The organism is Bacillus tequilensis, assembly GCF_012225885.1.
In the GTDB taxonomy this organism is placed as follows: domain Bacteria; phylum Bacillota; class Bacilli; order Bacillales; family Bacillaceae; genus Bacillus; species Bacillus tequilensis.
In genome coordinates this window covers 2,796,877-2,814,459 of sequence record NZ_CP048852.1, presented here as the reverse complement: position 1 = coordinate 2,814,459, position 17,583 = coordinate 2,796,877, and the positions used below count along the sequence as shown (strand labels likewise).

Sequence of the window (17,583 nt, the reverse complement as noted above, 5' to 3'; positions counted from 1 at the left end):
ACGTTCAGGCGCCCCTTACGCGTGATCTCTTTCAGCTTCTTTGGCGTAAAGGGGATTGTAATGCCTGTAGGCTTTATAACCTGCCCAAGCGCTTCCTGCTCCTATGACGATAAAAATACCGCCGATTACTAACGTTAATACTGAATGGAATAATAGCATTTGGTTGATCCCGTAGAACAGGACGAGAGACCCTAAGGCCATGCTTGATTTTGCTGAACAGATTTCTTTTTTTAACGCTTGTTTTGCCCGTATGTCTTTTACTTTATAGTACACATAAAAGCAGGCTGAAAGCCCAATCAAAAAAACAAGAACCAGCATAAATGAAATCCTCCATCGTAAAAGTTTACAAACCCATTCTATACAAAAACGGGCTTGGTTTTGACGTTATTTTTCTTTTCCGTCGGCAGAGAATGTGATTTAATGAATAAAAACAATAAAGGAGTATCAAATGAAAACAGAATTAATCAGAACCATATCATTATATGACACGATTATCTTACATAGACATGTGCGTCCTGATCCGGATGCCTATGGATCACAGTGCGGACTTACGGAAATCCTGCGTGAAACGTATCCTGAAAAAAATATTTTCGCGGTCGGCACGCCTGAACCGTCCCTCTCATTCTTATATACCCTTGATGAGGTGGACAATGAAACATATGAAGGCGCGCTTGTCATTGTCTGTGATACGGCGAATCAGGAAAGAATCGATGATCAGCGTTATCCTTCAGGCGCCAAACTGATGAAAATCGACCACCATCCGAACGAAGATCCATACGGGGACCTTCTCTGGGTCGATACAAGCGCAAGCTCAGTAAGTGAAATGATTTACGAGCTGTATTTAGAAGGAAAAGAACACGGCTGGAAGCTGAATACGAAAGCGGCAGAGCTGATTTATGCCGGCATTGTCGGAGATACCGGCCGCTTCTTGTTTCCGAATACAACGGAAAAAACATTAAAATATGCAGGCGAGCTCATTGAGTATCCATTCTCTTCCTCAGAGTTGTTTAATCAATTGTATGAAACAAAGCTGAATGTGGTGAAGCTTAACGGCTTTATCTTTCAAAATGTGTCATTGTCCGAAAACGGCGCCGCTTCTGTTTTCATCAAAAAGGATACGCTTGAACAGTTCGGCACAACAGCTTCAGAAGCGTCACAGCTTGTCGGGACGCTAGGCAATATCTCGGGTATTCGCGCTTGGGTGTTTTTCGTAGAAGAAGACGATCAAATCAGAGTCAGATTCCGTTCGAAGGGGCCTGTCATTAACGGACTTGCCCGGAAATATAACGGCGGAGGGCATCCGCTTGCTTCAGGCGCCTCTATTTACAGCTGGGATGAAGCTGATCGAATTTTGGCTGATCTGGAAACATTATGTAAAGAACACGAGTAGAGGGGAGACCCTCTCTCTTAGTGTTCATCTGTGACGGGGATGAACCAGCAGCCGAAATCAGTAAGGTCTTCGTAGACTTGGAGATTGTGAGATTGAAGTTCTTTTTTGATGAGGGAAGCGAGTGAGTTTGTTTCGGCATAGGCAGAAAAACCTTGTCTGAGACGGGCTGCATGATCTTTTGCTAACTGACGGTCACTGTAAACCTCCATTTCCCTTCCTCCTTCCTTTCGCCATTAAGCCTCCCATATAGTTTATAAAAAAGAATGGGAAAAAGCGACAGAAGTTTGGAGGATTTAGAAAAAAATCCATAATTACGCGGCGAAAGATATTTCAAGTTCTACTGTCAGTCTTGTATAAATCGTTAATTCCTTGACGGTTGCTTCGTATTTTTTTTCATTGATCACATAGACTTTATTTTCAATTGTCCGTTTTAAAAGATCCTTTGTTTGATAGACGCTCTCTATGTCTTTTGTAATGACCTCTGAAATATCATCCTTTACATGCTCCTCAAATTTTGTTTTATCCGGCTGCGATATTTTATATTTGTCCCCATTCAGCAATTTAACGCTGACGCTTTGAATCAGCAGTTTTCTTTTATTGTCTTCATTCAGTTTATGGAGGTCTTCTTGGTAGATCGAAATTTGATTATTCAAGTCTTTTACGTGCTCTTTTTGTTTTTCGATGAGGCTGACCTGCTCCTCTTGGAATGTTCCGTAAGTAAACAGGAAAAAGAACCAGCTGATTACGGCTCCGCACATCATTCCTGCAAAAAAACGCTGCCATCCCGGTTTTTTGTAATGCTGGGGGACCCTCATGAAGAAAGGTGCTCCTGGGTCAGCCATGAAATAATGAGCCAGCCGCTTTGCGCGCCGCCCATGGCCGAGATAATCAAAAGAAGCTGCTTAAAGATATCTCTCGTATTGCCTTCAAGAATGCCCCGTTCAAAGCTGTATACCGCATCAAATGTGCCTCCGATAGCCGCAACAAGCGCCCATATTTTTAACCGGTTCGCAAGCTTTGTAATTGCAGTAAGCGGGGCTTCGCCTGCCAAATATGCTCCGAGCCCTCCGATGAGCGCCCCTCCGATCAGCACCCCTAATGCAATGAAATAGCTATTGATAAAGTTCACCATAAATCCTGCTTCCTGATCCATCCTTATCACCTCACCTTCTATATCATATTGAGCTTTCAGGACAAGTATGATGACGAGTCAAAAAAGAACATTTGTTTCTTTCGAAAACCCGCCTTATAATGAAGGAAGAAATGGATCGTAATGAGAAAGAGGTGATAGCATGTCTTTTGTTCACCTGCAAGTGCATAGCGGGTACAGCCTGCTAAACAGCGCCGCGGCTGTGGAAGAGCTCGTCAGTGAAGCTGACAGGCTCGGATATGCGTCTTTGGCGCTGACAGATGATCATGTCATGTACGGAGCTATCCAATTTTATAAAGCCTGCAAGGCGAGAGGGATCAATCCGATAATCGGTTTGACGGCCTCTGTTTTCACAGATGATAACGAGCTTGAAGCTTACCCGCTCGTCCTGCTGGCCAAATCAAATACAGGTTATCAAAACCTGCTGAAAATCAGCAGCGTCCTGCAATCGAAATCAAAAGGCGGGCTAAAGCCGAAATGGCTTCACAGTTATCGAGAAGGCATTATCGCATTGACGCCCGGTGAAAAAGGATATATTGAAACGCTTCTTGAAGGAGGGCTGTTTGAACAGGCCGCTCAAACCGCGCGTGACTTTCAGTCTATATTCGGAAAGGGTGCCTTTTATTTTTCCTATCAGCCTTTTAAAGGGAATCAAGCTTTGTCTGATCAGATTCTGCGGCTGTCAGAAGAAACGGGCATTCCTGTAACGGCAACGGGGGATGTGCATTACATAAGGAAAGAAGATAAGGCTGCCTACCGCTGTCTGAAAGCGATTAAAGCAGGTGAGAAACTGACGGATGCACCCGCCGAAGACCTTCCCGATCTTGATTTGAAACCACTCGAAGAAATGCAAAACATTTATCGGGAGCATCCAGAAGCGCTGCAAGCTTCTGTTGAGATCGCGGAACAGTGCCGGGTTGACGTCAGCCTCGGGCAGACCCGTCTCCCGTCTTTCCCGACTCCAGACGGAACGTCCGCTGATGATTATTTAACGGACATCTGTATGGCAGGACTCCGCAGCCGCTTTGGCACCCCTGATGAACGATACCTTCGCCGTCTTCAATATGAGCTCGATGTCATCAAGCGCATGAAGTTCAGCGATTATTTTCTGATCGTATGGGATTTTATGAAGCACGCCCATGAAAAAGGGATCGTGACAGGACCGGGAAGGGGGTCTGCGGCAGGATCTCTTGTGGCTTATGTGCTGTATATCACAGATGTTGACCCGATCAAACATCACCTGCTGTTTGAACGATTTCTAAACCCCGAACGAATCAGCATGCCGGATATTGATATTGACTTTCCGGATACAAGAAGGGATGAGGTCATTCAGTACGTTCAGCAGAAATACGGTGAGATGCACGTCGCGCAGATTATCACCTTTGGAACACTTGCGGCAAAAGCTGCGCTTCGGGATGTCGGCAGAGTATTCGGCGTCAGTCCGAAGGAAGCAGATCAGCTTGCAAAACTCATTCCTTCGAGGCCGGGCATGACGCTTGATGAAGCGAGACAGCAGTCACCGCAGCTGGATAAGCGGCTTCAGGAGTCAAGCCTGCTACAGCAAGTCTATACAATTGCCCGAAAAATAGAAGGACTGCCAAGGCATGCATCAACCCACGCAGCGGGCGTTGTCCTGAGTGAAGAACCGTTAACGGATGTTGTCCCTCTTCAAGAAGGGCATGAAGGGATCTATTTGACGCAATACGCGATGGACCATCTTGAAGACCTGGGCCTTTTAAAAATGGATTTCTTAGGCTTGCGAAACCTGACACTGATTGAATCCATCACTTCAATGATCGAAAAAGAAGAAAACATTAAAATAGATCTTTCAAACATGTCCTACCATGATGACAAAACGTTTTCCTTGCTGTCAAAAGGGGATACGACAGGGATTTTCCAGCTTGAATCTTCAGGGATGAGAAGCGTTCTGAAGCGGCTAAAACCTTCGGGTCTGGAGGATATTGTGGCGGTCAATGCGCTGTACCGGCCAGGTCCGATGGAACATATTCCGTTATTTATCGACCGTAAACACGGCCGGGCGCCTGTTCACTACCCCCATGAAGATTTAAGGAGCATCTTGGAAGATACATACGGCGTCATTGTGTATCAGGAACAAATTATGATGATTGCTTCCCGCATGGCAGGGTTTTCTTTAGGCGAGGCGGACCTGCTGAGACGGGCGGTCAGCAAAAAGAAAAAAGAAATCCTGGACAAAGAGCGAAGCCATTTTGTTGAAGGGTGCTTAAAAAAGGAGTATTCTGTAGACACTGCAAATGAAGTCTACGATTTAATCGTCAAATTCGCAAACTATGGCTTTAACCGAAGCCATGCAGTGGCATACAGCATGATCGGCTGCCAGCTTGCGTATTTGAAAGCTCATTATCCGTTATATTTTATGTGCGGATTGCTGACAAGCGTCATTGGCAATGAGGATAAAATCGCTCAATATCTTTACGAAGCAAAGGGGAGCGGGATTCGTATCCTTCCTCCGTCAGTGAACAAAAGCAGTTTTCCGTTTACAGTTGAAGACGGATCTGTCAGATACAGCCTCCGCGCGGTAAAAAGTGTAGGCGTCTCAGCAGTCAAAGATATATATAAAGCGAGAAAAGAAAAACCATTTGAAGATCTTTTCGATTTCTGCTTTCGCGTGCCGTCAAAAAGCGTAAATCGCAAAACGCTTGAAGCACTTATCTTTTCTGGTGCGATGGACGAATTCGACCAAAACCGGGCCACGCTGCTCGCATCCATTGATGTTGCTTTGGAACACGCTGAGCTATTCGCCGCGGACGATGACCAAATGGGATTGTTTTTAGATGAATCGTTTTCGATTAAGCCGAAGTATGTCGAGACTGAGGAGCTTCCGCTTGTGGATTTACTTGCGTTTGAAAAAGATACGCTTGGCATTTATTTTTCAAATCATCCGCTCTCTGCCTACAGAAAACAGCTGGCAGCACACGGAGCAGTGCCCATACTGCAGGCCGGGCAGGCTGTCAAAAGACAGCTTTCACTCGGAGTCCTGCTGTCGAAAATCAAAACGATTCGAACAAAAACAGGTCAAAACATGGCGTTTTTAACGCTCAGTGACGAAACCGGCGAAATGGAAGCCGTAGTCTTCCCTGAACAATTCAGACAGCTTTCTCCCGTTTTAAGAGAAGGCGCTCTTTTGTTCACAGCGGGAAAATGTGAAGTTAGACAAGATAAGGTTCAGTTCATCATGTCCCGGGCAGAATTATTAGAAAATATGGATGCAGAGAAAGCGCCGTCGGTTTATATAAAAATAGAAAGCAGTCAGCACAGTCAGGAGATCCTGGCAAAGATTAAGCGCATTTTGCTGGAGCATAAAGGGGAAACCGGCGTTTATCTCTATTATGAAAGACAAAAACAGACGATTAAGCTTCCTGAGTCGTTTCATATCCATGCGGATCATCAGGTGTTATATCGCTTAAAAGAGCTGTTGGGGCAAAAAAACGTCGTTTTAAAACAGTGGTAACGATTGGATTTTTATTATACAATTGGAGCAATTATGCGATCCTGTTTAAATATTCAGATAGAACAACTCCGCAGAATGCAGCAATCACCGCAGCAGTATACGAATCAAAAAATATCCATAAGGAGTGTTTAGGAAAATGTCATTAAGAGAAGAAGCATTACACCTGCATAAAGTCAATCAGGGGAAATTGGAGTCTAAATCGAAAGTAGAAGTCAGAAACGCGAAAGATTTAAGCCTTGCGTATTCTCCTGGTGTTGCAGAACCGTGTAAGGATATTCATGAAGACATTAACAAAGTATATGATTATACAATGAAGGGGAACATGGTAGCAGTTGTGACTGACGGTACAGCTGTGCTTGGCCTTGGAAATATCGGCCCTGAAGCCGCGCTTCCTGTTATGGAAGGGAAAGCAGTTCTTTTCAAAAGCTTTGCGGGCGTAGATGCGTTCCCGATTGCTTTAAACACAAACGATGTTGATAAAATTGTTGAAACGGTTAAATTGCTTGAACCGACATTTGGCGGCGTCAACCTCGAAGATATTGCAGCGCCAAACTGCTTTATCATTGAAGAGCGGCTCAAAAAAGAAACAAACATTCCAGTTTTCCATGATGATCAGCACGGTACTGCTATTGTAACGGTAGCGGGTCTTGTAAATGCGCTGAAACTGTCTGGAAAAACCATGTCATCCATTAAAGTTGTTGCAAATGGCGCCGGTGCGGCTGGTATTGCCATTATCAAGCTTCTTCACCATTACGGCGTACGTGACATCGTGATGTGCGATTCAAAAGGAGCGATTTATGAAGGGCGCCCGAACGGCATGAACGATGTCAAAAACGAAGTGGCGAAATTCACGAACCAAGACCGCAAAGACGGTTCTCTGAAAGATGTTATCGTTGACGCTGACGTATTTATCGGTGTGTCCGTAGCGGGAGCGTTAACAAAAGAAATGGTTCAAACCATGGCAAAAGATCCGATTATCTTTGCGATGGCAAATCCAAACCCGGAAATCATGCCGGAAGATGCGCATGAAGCTGGCGCAAGCGTTATTGGAACGGGCCGTTCTGACTTCCCGAACCAAGTAAACAATGTTCTTGCATTCCCTGGCATTTTCCGCGGAGCGCTTGATGTTCGCGCCACTCACATTAACGAAGAAATGAAAATTGCAGCGGTTGAAGCCATTGCTTCATTGGTTTCAGAAGATGAGCTTAGCGCAGACTACGTTATCCCTGCACCGTTTGATAAACGCGTTGCGCCTGCTGTTGCGAAGGCTGTGGCAAAAGCGGCAATGGAAACAGGCGTTGCTCGAATCACTGTTGACCCTGAGGAAGTTGCTGAAAAAACGAGAAACCTTACGATTATTGGTGAATAATCTTAATTCGTTCCAAAAATGGCAGCGCGTTGGAGGAGACCGCGCGCTGTTCTCAAGTTAAACTGGCGGCTGAAATTTTTTTAGGGGGGCAACCTTAAAAAAATTTCAGCCGTGTTTAACATTATTTTTGAATACGCTGTCAACCTTGTTGTTTCAACACCTTATCTGATTTCTTACAAGCCTTTCCGAGCACGTCATCGAATAAAAAGTTGTCGAATTGAGGATGACAGCGTTTGACAAAAAAAGTACAATAGTTTCGGTAAAGTTATTAGCAAGTCTATCTATTTGATGGCATGCGGTGAAGAGGACCCTTCACAAAGGGAGGTAATCATTTGTTAAAGGATATATTCACTAAAAAGAAAAAGTATGCTTCCGTACCGTCTGATCAAGCGAAGCACGATGTTCCGGAAGGCATTATGACAAAATGTCCTAAGTGTAAAAAAATCATGCTCACTAAAGAGTTGGATAAAAATATGCGGGTATGCATGAACTGCGATTATCATTTCCCGATGAACGCAAAACAGCGTCTCGAAAGCTTGATGGATGAACAATCCTTTGAGGAATTCAACCAAGGAATGTTATCGGAAAACCCGCTCGGTTTCCCGGGATATCTGGAAAAGCTTGAAAAAGATCGCGAGAAAACATCCTTAAACGAGGCTGTTGTGACAGGCAAGGGCACCATCGGCGGGCACCCGGCTGTTGTCGCCGTTATGGATTCTTCATTCAGAATGGGCAGCATGGGTTCAGTCGTCGGTGAAAAAATCACGCTTGCGATTGAAAAAGCGAAAGCTGATAATGTTCCATTTATTATTTTTACGGCTTCAGGCGGCGCGAGAATGCAGGAAGGCATACTAAGCTTGATGCAGATGGCTAAGACAAGCTCTGCCTTAAAACTGTTCAGTGACGAACAGGGCCTCATTATCTCCGTCATGACGCATCCGACTACAGGGGGCGTATCTGCAAGCTTTGCATCTCTTGGCGATTACAATTTCGCTGAACCTGGCGCGCTGATCGGTTTTGCCGGAAGACGGATTATTGAACAGACAATAGGGGAAAAACTGCCTGAGGACTTCCAGACGGCTGAATTTTTATTAAAACATGGACAGCTTGATGCGGTTATTCACCGAGACGACATGAAAAAAACGTTAGTAAATCTGCTGGATATCCATCAAACAGGAGGTGACATTGAGTGGCTGCAAGATTAGAATTTGAAAAACCGGTAATTGAACTGCAAACAAAAATCGCCGAACTAAAAAAATTCACCCAAGATTCCGATATGGACCTAAGCACGGAAATCGAACGGCTCGAAGACCGTCTCGCTAAACTTCAGGATGATATTTACAAAAATCTGAAGCCGTGGGACCGTGTTCAAATCGCGCGTCTGGCAGACCGTCCGACAACGCTTGACTATATCAAACACCTGTTTACCGACTTTTTTGAATGCCACGGAGACAGAGCGTACGGGGACGATGAAGCCATTGTCGGCGGAATAGCGAAGTTCCATGGCCTTCCTGTAACGGTAATCGGTCATCAGCGCGGCAAAGATACGAAGGAAAACCTTGTCCGCAATTTTGGGATGCCGCATCCTGAAGGCTACCGAAAAGCGCTTCGTCTCATGAAACAGGCTGACAAATTCAACAGGCCGATTATCTGTTTTATTGATACGAAGGGAGCATACCCTGGACGAGCAGCGGAGGAGAGAGGACAAAGCGAAGCCATTGCCAAAAACCTGTTTGAGATGGCCGGTCTGCGAGTGCCTGTGATCTGCATCGTCATCGGTGAAGGCGGCAGCGGCGGAGCACTTGGTCTGGGTGTAGGGAATCACTTGCATATGCTGGAAAATTCCACTTATTCTGTTATTTCTCCGGAAGGTGCCGCGGCACTTTTATGGAAGGACTCCAGTCTTGCTAAAAAAGCAGCAGAAACAATGAAAATCACTGCGCCTGATTTAAAAGAATTAGGTATTATAGATCATATGATAAAAGAAGTAAAAGGCGGAGCGCACCACGATGTGAAGCTGCAGGCAAGCTATATGGACGAAACCCTTAAACAATCGTTAAAAACTTTGCTGAAGCTGAGCGAAGAAGAATTAGTTCAGCAACGCTATGAAAAATATAAAGCAATTGGCAAAGTCTCGGCTGAAGATCAATATATCGGGGCAAACTAAATAAACGTGAAGCCTTTGGCTCACGTTTATTTTTTGTGACATTCTTTAAATTTTATTTAAAAACAATTTATTTAATTGTATAATAGGTAGGGTTTCATAGGGAGGATGGAGATCCCTTTTCATTGTTTTTAGGGCAATGATCATGTTATGTTTAATCATATATGTTGCTGAGGTGAATGAAAATGAAACGTATAGGGGTATTAACGAGCGGCGGGGATTCCCCGGGAATGAATGCTGCAGTTCGCGCAGTAGTCAGAAAAGCGATTTATCATGATGTTGAAGTGTACGGCATTTATAACGGATACACAGGATTGATCAGCGGAAAGATTGAAAAGCTTGAGCTCGGATCTGTAGGCGATATTATACATCGCGGAGGAACAAAGCTTTATACGGCAAGATGTCCTGAATTCAAAACGGTTGAAGGCCGCGAAAAAGGGATAGAAAACCTGAAAAAGCTTGGTATTGAAGGCCTTGTTGTCATCGGCGGAGACGGTTCCTATATGGGTGCGAAAAAATTAACGGAACACGGGTTTCCATGTGTAGGTGTACCGGGTACAATTGATAATGACATTCCGGGCACTGATTTTACAATCGGTTTCGATACAGCTTTAAATACAGTCATTGACGCAATTGATAAGATCCGCGATACAGCGACTTCTCATGAACGTACATATGTGATCGAAGTAATGGGCCGCCATGCCGGCGATATCGCACTGTGGGCCGGTCTTGCAGGGGGCGCTGAATCGATCTTAATCCCTGAGGCAGACTATGACATGCACGAAATCATTGCCCGCTTAAAACGCGGCCACGAACGCGGCAAGAAACACAGTATTATTATTGTCGCCGAAGGTGTAGGCAGCGGTGTTGAGTTCGGGAAACGCATTGAAGAAGAAACAAATCTTGAAACTCGGGTATCTGTATTGGGTCATATCCAGCGCGGAGGTTCTCCGAGCGCTGCTGACCGCGTGCTGGCAAGCCGTCTTGGCGCATATGCAGTGGAACTGCTGCTTGAAGGAAAAGGCGGACGCTGTGTAGGTATACAAAACAATAAGCTTGTAGACCATGATATTATAGAAATACTGGAGACAAAACACACAGTTGAGCAAAACATGTATCAGCTTTCAAAAGAATTGTCTATTTAACGCACAGCTGAAGGCTGAAGATTTCAGAAGGAAGTGAACCAAATGAGAAAAACAAAAATTGTTTGTACTATTGGTCCGGCAAGTGAAAGCATTGAAATGCTTACGAAATTAATGGAGTCAGGAATGAACGTGGCTCGTTTGAACTTTTCTCACGGAGATTTTGAGGAGCATGGTGCAAGAATTAAAAATATTCGCGAAGCAAGCAAAAAGCTTGGCAAAAACGTTGGTATCCTGCTTGATACAAAAGGTCCTGAAATCCGCACACATACAATGGAAAACGGCGGCATTGAGCTTGAAACAGGCAAAGAGCTTATCATTTCAATGGACGAGGTAGTAGGAACAACGGATAAAATTTCAGTGACATATGAAGGCTTAGTTGATGACGTTGAAACAGGTTCAACCATCCTGTTGGATGACGGACTTATCGGTCTTGAGGTGCTTGCTGTTGATGCCGCTAAAGGCGAGATCAAAACAAAAGTATTAAACAACGGAACGCTTAAAAATAAAAAGGGTGTTAACGTACCGGGCGTCAGCGTTAACCTTCCAGGCATCACTGAAAAAGATGCGCGAGACATCGTTTTTGGTATTGAGCAGGGAGTAGACTTTATCGCAGCGTCTTTCGTACGCCGTTCTACGGACGTGCTTGAAATCCGTGAGCTTCTTGAAGAGCACAACGCTCAGGATATTCAAATCATTCCTAAAATCGAAAACCAAGAGGGCGTTGACAACATCGATGCGATTCTTGAAGTGTCTGACGGTTTAATGGTTGCACGCGGAGACTTAGGTGTGGAAATTCCAGCTGAAGAAGTGCCGCTCGTGCAAAAAGAACTGATCAAAAAATGCAATGCGCTTGGCAAACCTGTTATTACAGCGACTCAAATGCTTGACAGCATGCAGCGCAACCCGCGTCCGACTCGTGCGGAAGCAAGTGACGTTGCAAATGCGATCTTTGACGGCACAGATGCAATCATGCTTTCTGGTGAAACAGCTGCCGGAAACTATCCGGTTGAAGCGGTTCAAACAATGCATAACATCGCGTCTCGTTCTGAAGAAGCTTTAAATTATAAAGAAATTCTTTCAAGACGCAGAGATCAAGTAGGCATGACGATTACAGATGCAATTGGACAATCTGTCGCACATACGGCGATTAACTTGAGTGCTGCTGCGATCGTAACACCGACTGAAAGCGGCCATACAGCGCGCATGATCGCGAAATACCGTCCGAAGGCGCCAATTGTTGCGGTTACTGTAAATGAATCTGTTTCCAGAAAACTTGCGCTTGTATCTGGCGTATTCGCTGAAAGCGGCCAAAACGCGAACACAACAGATGAGATGCTTGAGGACGCTGTCCAAAAATCATTGAACAGCGGAATGGTAAAACACGGCGACCTGATCGTCATTACGGCAGGTACTGTCGGTGAGTCCGGCACTACGAACTTAATGAAAGTTCACACTGTCGGCGATATCATCGCTAAAGGTCAAGGAATCGGACGCAAATCAGCTTTCGGTCCGGTGGTGATCGCACAAAATACAAAAGAAGCTGAGCAAAAAATGATTGACGGTGCGGTACTTGTAACAAAGAGCACTGACCGTGATATGATCGCTTCTCTTGAAAAAGCATCTGCTCTTATTACTGAAGAAGGCGGCTTAACAAGTCATGCTGCGGTCGTCGGATTAAGTCTTGGCATTCCAGTAATCGTTGGTTTGGAAAATGCGACTTCAATTTTGACAGAAGGCCAGGAAATTACAGTTGACGCTTCCAGAGGCGCTGTCTACCAAGGCCGTGCGAGCGTCCTTTAATCACAGATGAAAACGGAAGGGGAATCCCTTCCTTTTCTCTTTATCTTGCCTTATGCTGAACAGAGGCGTGTTACACGGGTAGGGGGCTTGGATATGAGATATTTATTTTTGCTTTTTATTGTGTTTCCAGCAATAGAAATCGGCATATTCCTCTTTTCGGGCAAGCTGATCGGCATTTTGCCGACGGTCCTTCTCATGATTCTGACAGGCATTATCGGCGCGGCAGCTGCAAAAAAACAAGGAACCGAAGTGTATTACAAGGTTCAGCGTGATCTTCAATATGGTAAAATGCCTGGAGAAGCGATTGCTGACGGCCTGTGCATTTTTATTGGCGGTCTATTGCTGATGCTTCCGGGCTTTTTATCAGATTTGGCCGGCGCCTGTCTGCTGATTCCGATTACCCGCAGATGGTGTAAGCCGATTCTGTTCAAATGGCTGAGAGGAATGTCGAAGAACAAGCGGATTATCGTCAAATAATAAACGGCAGCCATGCAATATGGGCTGCTTTTTATTTTTGCTGAACGGTGATATAGGACCATATCTCCTTTAATGTGCCTGTTGTGATAAAGGCTTGGGTGATGACGAGAACAGCAGGCCCGGCAATCAGTCCTAAAAACCCGAATGCTTTAAAACCGGCAAACAGGGCAATGAGCGTAGCCAGCGGATCGATCCCAATAGACTTACTGAGTATTTTAGGTTCTGTCAGCTGCCGCTGAATAAGAACGATAAGGTACAGCACGCCGATTCCGATTGCCTGAGGCAGCTGACCCGTAACCGATAGATATAAAATCCACGGCACAAACACAGAGCCCGCACCCAAATAAGGGAGAAGATCAACAAGCCCGATTAAAAAAGCAATTGTTGCCGCGTGTTCAACTTTTAAGAGCGAAAGGCCGATAAATACAATCACCATCGTAATGAATACGAGAACGGCCTGCGCTTTGATAAACCCGGTCATTGCTTTTTTTAATTCACCGCTGATCGCACTGCTGTTAACTGTGACCCGATCCGGCAGAACCGAAACGAGCATGGCTTTTAGCTTGTGCCAATCCTTTGTCATAAAAAATGTTGCGAGAAGTGAAAAAATCAGAACCGCCGCCGTGTTTGGAAGAAGCGCGAAAAACCTCGGGATCATTTCTAGAATGTGCGACAGCAGCAGACCGGCATTTTTAGCGGCGGAATCACCGAGTGCCTGAATATGAGTGACAATGGAAGCCTGCTGATTGGTCTCCAATTCTTGAAACAAAAGGGTCAGTTCGTTATAGAGCGGCTCGATATGAGTTGAAAACAATTTTTCACAATATGAGATAAACGTGCTGATATGCGGAGGCAGTGTTTTTGCAAGATAGGCTGTTCCCGTTACGATTTCAGCTACGAGAATGGTGAGTACGCCGAAGGCTGCGAGAAGAAAAAAAGCAAGCACGCCCAGAACGTTTATCGTTCGCGGAAATCCTGTTACTTTGTCTAAATAGTCGACAACAGGATGAATTGCTGATGAAAGAATAAGGGCGATCAGGAACGGATAAGTTAACGGAAACGAATAATAGGCCGCAGCAATCGATCCTGCGGTAATTGATATGACAAAGAGGGTTCTGAAAAAAATCGTGAGATAAGATTGATTCATGATAACGGTCCTCCTCTCGTCAGCATGTCCTATTTTTTATATGTATTCACGCTCCGTCTGAATATGAATACATTCATTTAAAGGAGGGGTAGCATGTGTTTACACAAGCGAATTTATTTTTAATTTTACTCTTGGCTATCGCACTTATCGCAAAAAACCAATCATTGCTCTTTGCTGTATCCGTCCTTTTGATTATCAAAATCGTTGGACTTGACCAGAAATTATTTCCATCCATTCAGTCAAAGGGCATTAACTGGGGTGTGACTGTGATAACCATCGCCGTTCTAGTTCCGATTGCCACGGGAGAAATCGGATTTAAGCAGCTTGGAGAAGCGATGCGGTCTTCCTACGCATGGATCGCCTTGGGAGCGGGAATCGCAGTGGCGCTGATTGCCAAAAACGGCTTGACTCTGCTGGAAAATGATCCGCATATCACAACTGCTCTTGTGATCGGAACCATTCTCGCAGTGGCGCTTTTTGGCGGAGTAGCGGTGGGTCCGCTGATCGGAGCGGGAATTGCTTATATTGCCATGCAGCTCGTAAAACTGTTCACTTCATAAAAAAGCGGCCTTAAAGCCGCTTTTTTTTGTATGCAAAAACCCGCAAATAAAGGCGTTTTTTCGGGAAAATCACAGAATGAAAAAAAAAATTATAGGTAAACATTTAACAAATGTCTGATTATTGTTTATAATGAGAATAGGCTTAAACTTAAATAAGCTTATAAGAATTTGTTATGTTCTTTCATAAGCAAAGGGTTTCAGTACCAGCAGGCAGTAAAATGTAAGCATTTTCTTTTTGGGGGAGAGGAGATACTTGCATCATGCTTTTTAAGTAAGCCACATGTTTTTGCAACACTCTTAAAGGGGAAATTTATTGAAAAGGAGATGTTATATATGACAGCGACACGCGGTCTTGAAGGGGTTGTAGCAACAACATCATCTGTTAGTTCGATTATTGATGATACCCTTACATATGTGGGGTATGATATCGATGATTTAACAGAGAATGCAAGCTTCGAAGAAATCATCTATTTGCTTTGGCATTTAAGGCTGCCAAATAAAAAAGAGCTTGAAGAGTTAAAGCAGCAGCTTGCAAAGGAAGCTGCCGTTCCGCAAGAAATGATTGAGCACTTCAAATCTTATTCCCTCGAAAATGTTCATCCCATGGCTGCTCTTCGGACAGCAATTTCATTACTAGGCCTGCTTGACAGCGAGGCTGATACCATGAACCCGGAAGCCAACTACAGAAAGGCGATCCGCCTTCAGGCAAAGGTGCCTGGCCTGGTTGCAGCGTTTTCCAGAATTCGCAAAGGTCTTGAGCCTGTTGAACCGAGAGAAGATTACGGTATTGCGGAGAACTTCCTTTACACATTAAACGGTGAAGAGCCTTCGCCAATTGAGGTTGAAGCCTTCAATAAAGCATTGATTTTACATGCCGACCATGAACTGAACGCATCAACGTTCACAGCAAGGGTCTGCGTCGCAACGCTTTCTGATATCTATTCGGGCATTACTGCAGCAATCGGCGCGCTCAAAGGACCTCTTCACGGAGGTGCGAATGAAGGCGTCATGAAGATGCTGACTGAAATAGGTGAAGTGGAAAACGCTGAGCCGTACATCCGCGCGAAGCTGGAAAAGAAAGAAAAAATCATGGGATTCGGCCATCGCGTGTATAAGCATGGCGACCCGCGCGCAAAGCATTTGAAAGAAATGAGCAAGCGCCTGACCAATCTGACAGGCGAAAGCAAATGGTATGAGATGTCGATTCGCATAGAAGACATTGTCACATCAGAGAAAAAGCTTCCGCCTAACGTTGATTTCTATTCGGCTTCTGTTTATCACAGCCTTGGGATTGATCATGATTTGTTTACACCGATTTTCGCTGTAAGCAGAATGTCCGGCTGGCTCGCTCATATCCTTGAGCAGTATGACAACAATCGTCTGATCCGCCCGCGCGCAGATTATACAGGTCCTGATAAACAAGCATTTGTTCCGATTGAAGAAAGAGCCTAAAGAACCATTAGAGGCTGGCTTGCGTCAATGAGGTTAGCCTCTTGTTCAGAACATCAAAAATGGTTTACACTTTAAATTGAATGTTAAGAAAAATCATTTTGTTTTCTATATCAGAAAAATAAAATGTTTTCTAAATATGAATTACATACTGGGAGGTTTTTATTGTGGCACAAGGTGAAAAAATTACAGTTTCTAACGGAGTATTAAACGTACCAAACAACCCGATTATCCCGTTTATTGAAGGAGACGGAACCGGTCCTGATATTTGGAACGCGGCTTCGAAGGTTTTGGAAGCAGCAGTAGAAAAGGCATACAAAGGCGAAAAGGAAATTACGTGGAAAGAAGTTTATGCCGGAGAAAAGGCTTATAATAAAACAGGTGAGTGGCTTCCTGCTGAAACATTAGATGTGATCCGCGAATATTTCATCGCGATTAAAGGGCCGTTAACGACACCTGTCGGCGGCGGTATCCGATCTTTGAACGTAGCGCTCAGACAAGAGCTTGACTTATTCGTCTGCTTAAGACCTGTAAGATACTTTACTGGAGTGCCGTCACCGGTAAAACGCCCTGAAGATACTGATATGGTCATCTTCCGTGAAAATACAGAAGATATTTACGCAGGTATCGAGTACGCAAAAGGCTCTGAAGAAGTGCAAAAGCTTATCAGCTTCCTGCAAAATGAGTTAAACGTCAACAAAATCCGTTTTCCTGAGACATCAGGTATCGGCATTAAGCCTGTTTCTGAAGAAGGAACAAGCCGTTTGGTCAGAGCTGCCATTGATTATGCGATCGAGCATGGCCGCAAATCTGTAACGCTTGTTCATAAAGGAAACATCATGAAGTTCACAGAAGGCGCCTTCAAAAACTGGGGCTATGAACTGGCTGAAAGAGAATACGGCGATAAAGTCTTCACATGGGCCCAATATGACCGTATTGCTGAAGAACAAGGAAAAGACGCTGCCAACAAAGCGCAAAGCGAAGCGGAAGCAGCAGGCAAGATTATTATTAAAGACAGCATTGCTGACATCTTCCTTCAGCAGATCTTGACGCGTCCGAACGAGTTTGATGTCGTTGCGACAATGAACCTGAACGGAGATTACATCTCTGATGCGCTTGCTGCGCAAGTCGGCGGAATCGGTATTGCTCCTGGAGCGAACATCAACTACGAAACAGGACATGCGATTTTCGAGGCGACACACGGAACTGCTCCTAAATATGCAGGCCTTGATAAGGTAAACCCATCTTCAGTTATTCTTTCAGGCGTTCTGCTTCTCGAGCATTTAGGATGGAACGAAGCGGCTGATTTGGTTATCAAATCTATGGAAAAAACAATCGCTTCCAAAGTCGTAACTTACGATTTTGCCAGATTAATGGATGGCGCGACTGAAGTGAAATGTTCAGAGTTCGGAGAAGAACTGATTAAAAACATGGACTAAGCA

16 protein-coding genes are annotated in these 17,583 nt (G+C 44.7%); 11 read left to right on the top strand and 5 right to left on the bottom strand.

The window, feature by feature from the left end:
- Nucleotides 1-15: 15 nt before the first annotated feature.
- A complete protein-coding gene (locus G4P54_RS14960) occupies nucleotides 16-318 on the bottom strand; it encodes a YtpI family protein (protein WP_024714577.1) in 303 nt (100 codons plus the stop codon).
- 130 nt (nucleotides 319-448) lie between these two features.
- On the opposite strand from G4P54_RS14960, the gene nrnA reads away from it, so the two are divergent.
- Nucleotides 449-1,390: a bifunctional oligoribonuclease/PAP phosphatase NrnA gene (nrnA, locus tag G4P54_RS14955; protein ID WP_167873083.1), complete on the top strand. Its 942-nt coding sequence runs from the start codon at nucleotides 449-451 to the stop codon at nucleotides 1,388-1,390.
- A gap of 17 nt (nucleotides 1,391-1,407) precedes the next feature.
- Here nrnA and G4P54_RS14950 read toward each other — a convergent pair whose 3' ends face one another.
- The 3 genes from G4P54_RS14950 to ytrH all read right to left on the bottom strand — a co-directional run bounded on the left by G4P54_RS14950 (nucleotide 1,408) and on the right by ytrH (nucleotide 2,543).
- The gene (locus tag G4P54_RS14950; protein WP_024714575.1) at nucleotides 1,408-1,599 is read right to left on the bottom strand and encodes a YtzJ family protein; all 192 of its coding nucleotides are present in this window, start codon (nucleotides 1,597-1,599) and stop codon (nucleotides 1,408-1,410) included.
- A 102-nt stretch (nucleotides 1,600-1,701) separates the two neighbouring features.
- On the bottom strand, nucleotides 1,702-2,205 hold the full coding sequence (ytrI, locus tag G4P54_RS14945; protein ID WP_024714574.1) for a sporulation membrane protein YtrI: 504 nt from the start codon (nucleotides 2,203-2,205) through the stop codon (nucleotides 1,702-1,704).
- Nucleotides 2,202-2,543 (bottom strand): sporulation membrane protein YtrH, encoded by a 342-nt coding sequence (gene ytrH / locus G4P54_RS14940; protein ID WP_003223537.1) that lies wholly within the window; start codon nucleotides 2,541-2,543, stop codon nucleotides 2,202-2,204. The genes ytrI and ytrH overlap by 4 nt, the downstream gene beginning before the upstream one ends.
- 139 nt (nucleotides 2,544-2,682) lie before the next feature.
- On the opposite strand from ytrH, the gene dnaE reads away from it, so the two are divergent.
- The 7 genes from dnaE (at nucleotide 2,683) to G4P54_RS14905 (ending at nucleotide 12,985) form a co-directional block, all read left to right on the top strand.
- On the top strand, nucleotides 2,683-6,030 hold the full coding sequence (dnaE, locus tag G4P54_RS14935; protein ID WP_167873082.1) for a DNA polymerase III subunit alpha: 3,348 nt from the start codon (nucleotides 2,683-2,685) through the stop codon (nucleotides 6,028-6,030).
- Nucleotides 6,031-6,166: 136 nt separating this feature from the next.
- A complete protein-coding gene (ystJ, locus tag G4P54_RS14930) occupies nucleotides 6,167-7,399 on the top strand; it encodes an NADP-dependent malic enzyme (protein WP_167873081.1) in 1,233 nt (410 codons plus the stop codon).
- 332 nt (nucleotides 7,400-7,731) lie between these two features.
- A complete protein-coding gene (gene accD, locus G4P54_RS14925) occupies nucleotides 7,732-8,604 on the top strand; it encodes an acetyl-CoA carboxylase, carboxyltransferase subunit beta (RefSeq protein WP_167873080.1) in 873 nt (290 codons plus the stop codon).
- The gene (accA, locus tag G4P54_RS14920; protein ID WP_024714570.1) at nucleotides 8,589-9,566 is read left to right on the top strand and encodes an acetyl-CoA carboxylase carboxyl transferase subunit alpha; all 978 of its coding nucleotides are present in this window, start codon (nucleotides 8,589-8,591) and stop codon (nucleotides 9,564-9,566) included. Before accD ends, accA begins: the two co-directional genes overlap by 16 nt.
- 182 nt (nucleotides 9,567-9,748) lie before the next feature.
- On the top strand, nucleotides 9,749-10,708 hold the full coding sequence (gene pfkA, locus G4P54_RS14915; protein WP_024714569.1) for a 6-phosphofructokinase: 960 nt from the start codon (nucleotides 9,749-9,751) through the stop codon (nucleotides 10,706-10,708).
- Nucleotides 10,709-10,750: 42 nt separating this feature from the next.
- The gene (gene pyk, locus G4P54_RS14910; protein WP_167873079.1) at nucleotides 10,751-12,508 is read left to right on the top strand and encodes a pyruvate kinase; all 1,758 of its coding nucleotides are present in this window, start codon (nucleotides 10,751-10,753) and stop codon (nucleotides 12,506-12,508) included.
- A 93-nt stretch (nucleotides 12,509-12,601) separates the two neighbouring features.
- Complete coding sequence (locus G4P54_RS14905; RefSeq protein WP_024714567.1) at nucleotides 12,602-12,985, top strand: FxsA family protein; 384 nt, start codon at nucleotides 12,602-12,604, stop codon at nucleotides 12,983-12,985.
- A 31-nt stretch (nucleotides 12,986-13,016) separates the two neighbouring features.
- Here the strand turns inward: G4P54_RS14905 and ytvI are convergent, their stop codons facing one another.
- On the bottom strand, nucleotides 13,017-14,132 hold the full coding sequence (gene ytvI, locus G4P54_RS14900) for a sporulation integral membrane protein YtvI (protein WP_167873078.1): 1,116 nt from the start codon (nucleotides 14,130-14,132) through the stop codon (nucleotides 13,017-13,019).
- Nucleotides 14,133-14,227: 95 nt separating this feature from the next.
- Here ytvI and G4P54_RS14895 point away from each other — a divergent pair, with 95 nt between their 5' ends.
- The 3 genes from G4P54_RS14895 to icd all read left to right on the top strand — a co-directional run bounded on the left by G4P54_RS14895 (nucleotide 14,228) and on the right by icd (nucleotide 17,580).
- Nucleotides 14,228-14,692, top strand: coding sequence for a DUF441 domain-containing protein (locus tag G4P54_RS14895; RefSeq protein WP_024714565.1), 465 nt, complete (start codon nucleotides 14,228-14,230; stop codon nucleotides 14,690-14,692).
- 333 nt (nucleotides 14,693-15,025) lie between these two features.
- A complete protein-coding gene (gene citZ / locus G4P54_RS14890) occupies nucleotides 15,026-16,144 on the top strand; it encodes a citrate synthase (RefSeq protein WP_024714564.1) in 1,119 nt (372 codons plus the stop codon).
- 164 nt (nucleotides 16,145-16,308) lie between these two features.
- Entirely contained in the window at nucleotides 16,309-17,580 is a 1,272-nt protein-coding gene (icd, locus tag G4P54_RS14885) for an NADP-dependent isocitrate dehydrogenase (protein ID WP_024714563.1), read from the top strand.
- Nucleotides 17,581-17,583: the final 3 nt, after the last annotated feature.